A 6,974-nucleotide genomic window follows, 5' to 3' on the forward strand; every position below is an offset into this window, starting at 1 on the left:
CGGCTACTCCCCCTGTGTCCGGACGGCCACGTCGGACGGCTGCATGTCCAGCACCACCCAGAACGACTCGTCACCGACGGTGGGGTCGACGACGAAGTCGCCGCTGTCGATCTGTTCGTCGGTCACCGGGCTGCCGTCGGCGGCCCGCAGCAGGCCGTGGTCGGGGATGCGCCGGCCGGTGGGTGGCAGCGCGGGCACGGTGGCGCCGACGGCGGCCTCGACGGCCGCGCGCCGGACCGTCTCGTCGGCGGTGGCGGGCAGACCGGCGAGCGCCGTGAGCACGGCGTCGGTGAGCGGTTCGGCACCGGGGCCGCCGAGGTCCGGACGCCAGGTGATCACATCCGCGGCCCGCACCGAGACGATGTCGGGGTCCCGGCCGCCGGCCGGGTTAGTGGCGGCCGCATCCAGCAGCAGCCTGCCCTCGGCGCGGTCGCCGCTGGTCAGCGTGTCGACGTAGGCCTGGACCCTGGCGATCATCGAGGTGACGATCTTCTCCCGGCCCTGAGCGGTCAGGCCCGGTCTGACCACGACCGCCAGCCGGGGGGTGAAGAAGACGTAGCGGGCGACCAGGGCCGCCTGCACGCCGGCCGCCCGGGTTTCGTGCACGGCGGCGCGCAGCGACGGCATCCGCTCGGGTTCGGCCTCGACGAGGATCGTCACCGTGCCCAGGGGTGCCTTGGTGGGGCCGGGGTTCTCACCCTCCCAGACCTCGACCGGCCGGCCCCCGCCCTCGGAGATCACCCGGGTCAGGGCCGGCAGGGTGGCCTGGCCGAGCGAGCGCAGGACGGCCTTGGCCCGGGCCCGTAGCTGCTCGTCGGTCTCACCCTCGGCGCTGAGGATCGTCGGGTCGATGTTGGTCACCCGGCTGATCCCGGCGATCGGGGCAAGCATGTCCGTGACGGCCCCGGCGGGTACCGTGCCGGCGTCCCCGGCAAAGGCCGCCTCCGCGCGCACCGGGACGTCGATGCGCGCCTGGCCGCGCTGCAGTGTGCGCTGCTCGGAGGTGGCGAACCGGGCCTTCGCCGCCGCGGTGGTCACCACGGTGCCGGCCGGGATCGTGATGCTGCCGTCGATTCCGGCCGCGCGGAAGAACGTCACCAGCCCGACCGCGAGCTGCCTGGGCTTGCGGGCGATTCCGAGGATCGCCACCACCAGGTCCAGGGCGGTACCGGTGGCGGTGTCGAGGAAACCGGCCCGGTAGGCGAGGTTGATCTGCTCGTAGACGGTGGCGATCTCCCGGCCGACGGCCTCGGCCAGCGTGCGGGTCACGCTGCCGACGTTGATGTCGGTGATCGGCGAGGGGCGGTCGTCCGGGGGCAGCGCGTAGTCGACGTAGAAGGTGCTCAGGTCGGCCGGCCGCCGTCCGCCGTCCTGCCAGACGACGACGTTGCCGGGCTGGTCGTACACGAAGTCGACCGGCTTCTGGAAGGTGTAGCGGCCGGGTTCGCCGTCGGTGTCCAGCACGGTTCCGGTGATGCCGCGGATGTCGAGTGCCGGCCGGGTGAGCGGGTACCGGTCCTGCCTGAGATCGAAAATGATCTCCTCGTTGACGACCCCGCCGATGACCGCGGTGAGGATGTCGTCCACGATGTCCTGGAACGGCCGGTCCACGAGGAAGACGCTGTCCGGGTTCATGCCGCCCCCGTCCTGTCGAGGAAGAACGGGAAGACCAGGTTCAGCGGGGTGTCGCCGTGCACGGGCAGCAGGCGTGCGGTGATGTCGATCCGCCACCGCTGACGGGGATGCGTGGCGACGTCCACCGACAGCACCCGGGCGACCCGCGGCTCCGCGGTCAGCGCCAGCAGGGTGAACATCTTGGCCCGGTTGCGGGTGGACTCGGTGTTGGGCTGCCCGACCAGCTCGTGCAGGCGCGAGCCGTAGTCGGGGTGGCCGAACAGGGCGAGCTCACCCTGTTCGGTGAGGAAGCGCAGCAGCAGCGCCTGCCGCAGGTTGTCCAGCGCCGAGAGCGTCTCGAGGTCGTCCTGCCCGGTCTGCGGGCGGCGCACGGTGAACAGGTCGCTGCCCCTGCCGCGGTCGTCGGCCAGCCGCAGGTCGTCGAGTAACCGCAGGTCGCTTCCCCAGCGGGGTTCGGCGGCGTCTGTCATCGCGACCTCCGTCCTGTCGCGCTCATGGTTGCCACTGGTCGATGACGTAGGGCGCCGCGGGCGGCCCGATGATCAGCAGGACGCCGGGTGGGGTGGGGATGCGGTCGCCGGCCCGGACCAGTCCGCGGCCACCGACGCGAACACCCGAGCTGGCGACCGGGCCGATCACCAGCGGGTACGGGAAGCCCCAGACGGAGTTCACCATCAGGCACAGCGAGCCGGTGACGGCCAGCGGCATCCCACCGGCGGTGATGAAGGGCGGGAAGACGGCCGTCACCGTGCCGGTGTCGGGTGGTCCCGACAGTCCGGGAGTCAGCATCACGGCGCAGCCGAGGGAGACGGGAGGTCCAGGCATCGTCGGCACTCACGGTGAGAAAGAGGTGACGCCCTTGATGGCGACGAGCGCGCCCTGCAGGGTCGTCGCGCCAGCGGCCTGCACGGTGGCCGTCCCGGAGGCCTTCAGTGTCGCCGACCCCCCGGCCTCGACGGTCACGTCGCCAGTGCCCTTGATCGCGACACTGGCGCCCTCGAGGGTGAGCGAGCCCGTCGCGCGAAGCGTCATGGCCTGGGCCGCCTCGACCGTGACGTCGCCGTCCTGGTTCATCACGATCCTGGTTCGGCCGGCGACGACGGTGACCGTGCCGGACCCGCCGTCCGGCTGGTCCAGGCGCAGCTCGGTCCTGCCCGCGGTGGCCCGCACGGCGGCGTCCGTCACCCGGACGGTGATCTTCGGCGGCAGCTCGAAGATCAGCTCGCGGGCCGGCGTGCCGCGGTCGGTGGTGCGGACGGCGCCCCTGACCGTCCTGTCGTCGGCTCCGGCCAGCGGCAGCCGGAAAATCACCTCGTTCGGCTTGTTCAACGGCGGACGGTCGACGTCGTTGTAGAGCCGGCCGACCACGATCGGCGCGTTGACGTCGCCCCGGTCGAAGGCGAGCAGCACCAGGTCGCCCACGTTGGGGACGGCCGCCGAGCCGATGCGCGTCGTGGCGATCGGCACCCGCCGCAGCAGCAGCCCGCCACGCAGCCGGACGTCGCAGCCGTAGTTGTCGCCGTCGGCTGTGTCGGCGTGCGGGTGGACGGCCTCGACCAAGCCGACCTCGTTCACCCGGATGCCGCGCAGCTCGTGCCGGATGATCTCCTGCAGGGTATTGACGATCATGCTCATCGCCGCATCGTCCTCGTCCTCGTCCTCGCCGCATCGTCATGTCCCGATCCCCCGGAACCCGACCCGGGTGGTGAACCCGCTGTCCTTACGCAGCTGGTGGGTGACCGACCGGACCTGGTACGTGCCGTCCATCCCGCGCTCCGGCACCCCCGAGATCCGCAGCGCGTCACCGAGCCGCACCTGGGGCGCGCCGGTCACCAGCAGCTCGCCCACGCTCGACTCCCGGCGGAGCTCCGTCAGCGCGGCCTGCGCGGCCTGCTGCGCCGCCCGCGCCGTGCGCAGCGCGCTGCGCTCGAGCAGCAGGACGGCGTCGCCCGAACCGGCCGTCCCGGTGTACGGGGCGAGATCCTTGGCCAGCCACGCCCAGGAATCGTCGCCGCGGGAGGCACCGGGCGACTCCCCCAGCGCCGTGACCCTGGTCGCCCGCGATGGCCGCCGGTCCGCCCGCAGCGCCAGGATGTGCCTGCCGTACTCGAAGACGTGCGCGGTCCGCCCGCCGGTGAACCGGGCGAACACCAGCCTGCCCTGCTCGTCGACGTACCGGTCGAAGCCGCACAGCTCGGCCAGCTCCCCGATGTGCCGGTAGGCGCTGCGCCGGGCGTCGACGACGTAGGCGGGGAACAGGATGCCGTCATCGGCGGCCGCCACCGTGACGCCGGCCGCGGCGGCCAGCTCGGTGACGATCGCGCCGGCGGTGCTCCTCTCGAAGGTCCGGTCCAGCCGGGTGTGCAGCAACGCCTCGGCCGCGCCGTGCGCGAGCAGCCGGCGGGTGCGCAGGTCCGGATCGGCGTCGACGATTGTCGCGGTGACGACCTGCCGCGGCTGGTCGCCCTCGGTGTAGCCGAGCGCGACGTCGAGCCGCTGACCCGGCTGCGGGCGGAAGGTGGCGAGCCGGCCCATCGTGAGGGTGACCCGGTCCGCCGCCCCGGCCATCCCGAGCTCCACCCGCAGCTCGCTGACGGTGCTGACACCGGGCACGGCCCGGCTGTCGACGACCGTGCCGGCGCCACCCGCTCCGGCGGTGCCCGCCCCGCCTGCCGCGCCGCCGCCCGTGGTGTCACCGCCCGGCTCGCGGAAGGTCAGCACGTAGGCGGGCCGCAGCAGCGCGGTCATGCGACCTCCCCCGGCCCGATGCCGTGCGCGGCCAGCAGGGTCGTCGTCAGGTGGAACGCCGGGTCGCCGCGGTGGTCGGCGTGCACGCCGGCCAGCAGCGCCCGCAGCCGCTCGTCGTGCTCCGCCGCCGGCAGCAGGATCCGCGCGGCGGCCGCGACGACCTGGTCGGTGCCGTCGCGCAGCGCGGCCAACGCCAGGTCCGTGGCCTGCGGATACTCCAGGGCCACCAGGCCGGTCAGGCTGGACAGCCGGGCCAGCGGGTCCGGTGAGCGCAGGTTGGCAAGGTAGATACCGGTCAGCGCCGGTCTTGAGACATCGGTGACGATCTGCGGCAGCTGGGCCAGCAGCCGTCCGGACGGCGGCGGGGAGAACTGCCGCGCCGTGCGCGCCACGACCTCGTTCCTGGCCGCCTCGCCGAACCGCTCGAAGGCCGTCATCGCGGCGAACGGAACCAGATCCTCGGTCTCGAGGAGTTCGACGAGCTCGTGCACCTCGTCCTCGAGGCTCATCCGGATCTCCACTCGGGTCTGCACGGTCAGAAGGCACGCAGGAGATGCGAGCCACGGATCGCGGTGAACTGGTTGACACCGTCGGCGTCCGGGACGTCCCACAGCCGTTTGGTCCCTGTGACGCTCGCGGGTGGCAGGGGCGCGCCGTTCATCAGGTTCTGGGCGACGAACAGCTGGTTGCCCGCGGGCGCGGCCGGCTGCGCGTAGTGGCCCCCGTGCACAGCGCCGGATTTGTCCGTCAGGACATGACCTATCTCGTGCGCCAGCACATACGGCGTCATCCTCGGGCCGTCAACGAAGCATGCCGCCACCTGCGGTTTCGTGCCCAAATAGTTGATCTCCGTCCAGGACTCGCCGAGGTTGTGCCGGGTCGGCAGCCCGCCGGTGTAGAACACCCGGATGGTGCCCGCAAGCCCGGGGCCGTTCGGGTCCGCCAGTGGCGGGTGGGCCGCGCCGATCGTCGCCTCGTCGTCCTTGGCGGGATCGACCAGGTCGTAGCGCACCGCCGCCGGGTCGACGCCGGGCGGCGGTGCGATCAGGACCACCCGGTGACCGACGCTGACGTAGGTGGCCACCAGCCGGTCGCCGGGGGCGGGCGGCGAGGGGAGCGTCAGCCGGCCGGTGGCGAGATCGAGCGCGGCCTCACCCGCGCCCGGCGCCCGGCCGGTCACCACTCTCAGCCTCGTCGCGGCCCCGCCGCGGTACCGCACCACCGTGTTACGCGGGTCGTCGGCCACGGGCGGGCGCAGCAGCACGAACGCCGCCGGCCCGGTCAGCCGTACGGTCTCGTCGGACACCAGGCGGTTCTCCTGTTTGACGTCTTTCGCATCCGCGCCCTGTCCGACGACGGTCTCGACCTCGATTCCCAGCCGGGCGTATGCCTCCTCGACCACCCGCAGGTCCCTCGTGAAGATCGGATCAGCTGGTTCGGTCTTCACCACTCCATCGTTGCGGCCCGGACCGAGCCTAAGCACGAAGATCTGCAAGGACAGCCGGCGCCGCTCGTCGGCGCCGGTGGGGGGCCGCTGGAAGACCGGCGTCGTCCGGGCGGCCCTGACCCCGGGCACGCCCGGCTGGGGATAGGTGCACACCACCTGGCTGCGCACGTCCGCCGGGCGGAGCCGGTGGTTGCGTTGGCCGCGGCCCGGTACCGTCCCGGCAGCCGGGACGCCCGCCGGCAGGCCACTGTGCGTGGGCTGGTTCTGGTCGTCCTCGTCGGTCACCAGCATCACGGCCCGGGAGATGAAGACACCGGAGCCGGCGGCCGACTCGACGAGGGTCAGGCCCCGGTCGCCGGGTGGCATAACGGGTTGTGAAGGGTAGCGGAAGGAGAAGTCGTCGCCGTTGTCCCGCACGGTGCGCCACTCGATGTCCGTGGCGCCCTTGCCGGACCGCGACGCGTCCCGCAGCCGGAAGTAGAAACGCCTGGTGTCAGAGCCGACGAAGTTGGCGGCCTCGGTGGCCTGGTTGACCACCTGCCCGGCGGCGTCGAAGGCATGGTCCCACAGGCCGATCCGGACGAACCCGGCCGCCGGCGCCTGCGCGGTGGCGGTGTCGACCACCTCGAGCCGGCCGACGGTCGCGGTCACCCGGTCCCCCTCCGGCTCCACGCCGGCCAGCCCCAGCTGGAAGCCGGTGTCGGCGCCGAGCGGGCTGTCGGTGACGCCTTCGGCGAACAACCGGCGGCCGGCCGGGGGGGTGACCGCCGCCAGCACCAGCGGTGCGGCCGCGGTGGCCACCGCCACCTGGCCGGCGGCCGGCACCTCCTCGGTGAACGCCCGCACCCCGTCGGTGACCGGCGTCAGGACGAGATCGCCGGTGAAGCCCGCGGGCACCGGCGGACGCACGAGCAGCATGGCGCGCTCATGGCTGAGATCGGGCAGCGCGACGTGCAGGAAACGGCCGGGGCTCAGCTTCGCCGCGGCGGTCAGCGGCGGCGGATCGGCGTCGGCCGCGGTCCGGCTCGCGCAGACGTCGAGGGTCAGCTCGACGGCGGTCATCGCGGCCTCGGCCGTGTGCCCGGCCTGGCCGTCCACGGTCAGCGCCAGCCGCAGCACGACGTCGTCCACGGCGGTGCTGGCG

General features: G+C 73.1%; 6 protein-coding genes and 1 pseudogene. All 7 read right to left on the bottom strand.

All coding sequences use genetic code 11. The annotated features are described in order from the left end of the window. Positions 1-3: 3 nt before the first annotated feature. Positions 4-1,635 (bottom strand): baseplate J/gp47 family protein, encoded by a 1,632-nt coding sequence (locus NBW84_RS00230; protein WP_250280516.1) that lies wholly within the window; start codon positions 1,633-1,635, stop codon positions 4-6. Beyond that, positions 1,632-2,105: a GPW/gp25 family protein gene (locus NBW84_RS00235; protein WP_250280519.1), complete on the bottom strand. Its 474-nt coding sequence runs from the start codon at positions 2,103-2,105 to the stop codon at positions 1,632-1,634. The genes NBW84_RS00230 and NBW84_RS00235 overlap by 4 nt, the downstream gene beginning before the upstream one ends. Before the next feature lie 22 nt (positions 2,106-2,127). Continuing rightward, the gene (locus NBW84_RS00240) at positions 2,128-2,460 is read right to left on the bottom strand and encodes a hypothetical protein (protein ID WP_250280521.1); all 333 of its coding nucleotides are present in this window, start codon (positions 2,458-2,460) and stop codon (positions 2,128-2,130) included. 9 nt (positions 2,461-2,469) lie between these two features. Beyond that, on the bottom strand, positions 2,470-3,270 hold the full coding sequence (locus tag NBW84_RS00245) for a phage baseplate assembly protein V (protein WP_250280523.1): 801 nt from the start codon (positions 3,268-3,270) through the stop codon (positions 2,470-2,472). 36 nt (positions 3,271-3,306) lie between these two features. After that, complete coding sequence (locus tag NBW84_RS00250) at positions 3,307-4,383, bottom strand: hypothetical protein (RefSeq protein WP_250280524.1); 1,077 nt, start codon at positions 4,381-4,383, stop codon at positions 3,307-3,309. Beyond that, positions 4,380-4,892, bottom strand: a complete 513-nt coding sequence (locus NBW84_RS00255; protein WP_250280527.1) for a hypothetical protein — start codon at positions 4,890-4,892, stop codon at positions 4,380-4,382. The genes NBW84_RS00250 and NBW84_RS00255 overlap by 4 nt, the downstream gene beginning before the upstream one ends. Before the next feature lie 26 nt (positions 4,893-4,918). Continuing rightward, a pseudogene (locus NBW84_RS00260) lies at positions 4,919-6,974 on the bottom strand (hypothetical protein); the annotation flags it as partial.

This window comes from Protofrankia sp. CiP1_Cm_nod2 (assembly GCF_920664355.1).
In the GTDB taxonomy this organism is placed as follows: domain Bacteria; phylum Actinomycetota; class Actinomycetes; order Frankiales; family Frankiaceae; genus Protofrankia.

Excerpts from the sequence above, each read along its gene's own strand:
- NBW84_RS00235 (WP_250280519.1), bottom strand. The coding sequence starts at position 2,105 with ATGACAGACGCCGCCGAACCCCGCTGGGGAAGCGACCTGCGGTTACTC.
- NBW84_RS00255 (WP_250280527.1), bottom strand. The coding sequence starts at position 4,892 with ATGAGCCTCGAGGACGAGGTGCACGAGCTCGTCGAACTCCTCGAGACC.
- NBW84_RS00230 (WP_250280516.1), bottom strand. The coding sequence starts at position 1,635 with ATGAACCCGGACAGCGTCTTCCTCGTGGACCGGCCGTTCCAGGACATC.
- NBW84_RS00250 (WP_250280524.1), bottom strand. The coding sequence starts at position 4,383 with ATGACCGCGCTGCTGCGGCCCGCCTACGTGCTGACCTTCCGCGAGCCG.
- NBW84_RS00245 (WP_250280523.1), bottom strand. The coding sequence starts at position 3,270 with ATGAGCATGATCGTCAATACCCTGCAGGAGATCATCCGGCACGAGCTG.
- NBW84_RS00240 (WP_250280521.1), bottom strand. The coding sequence starts at position 2,460 with ATGCCTGGACCTCCCGTCTCCCTCGGCTGCGCCGTGATGCTGACTCCC.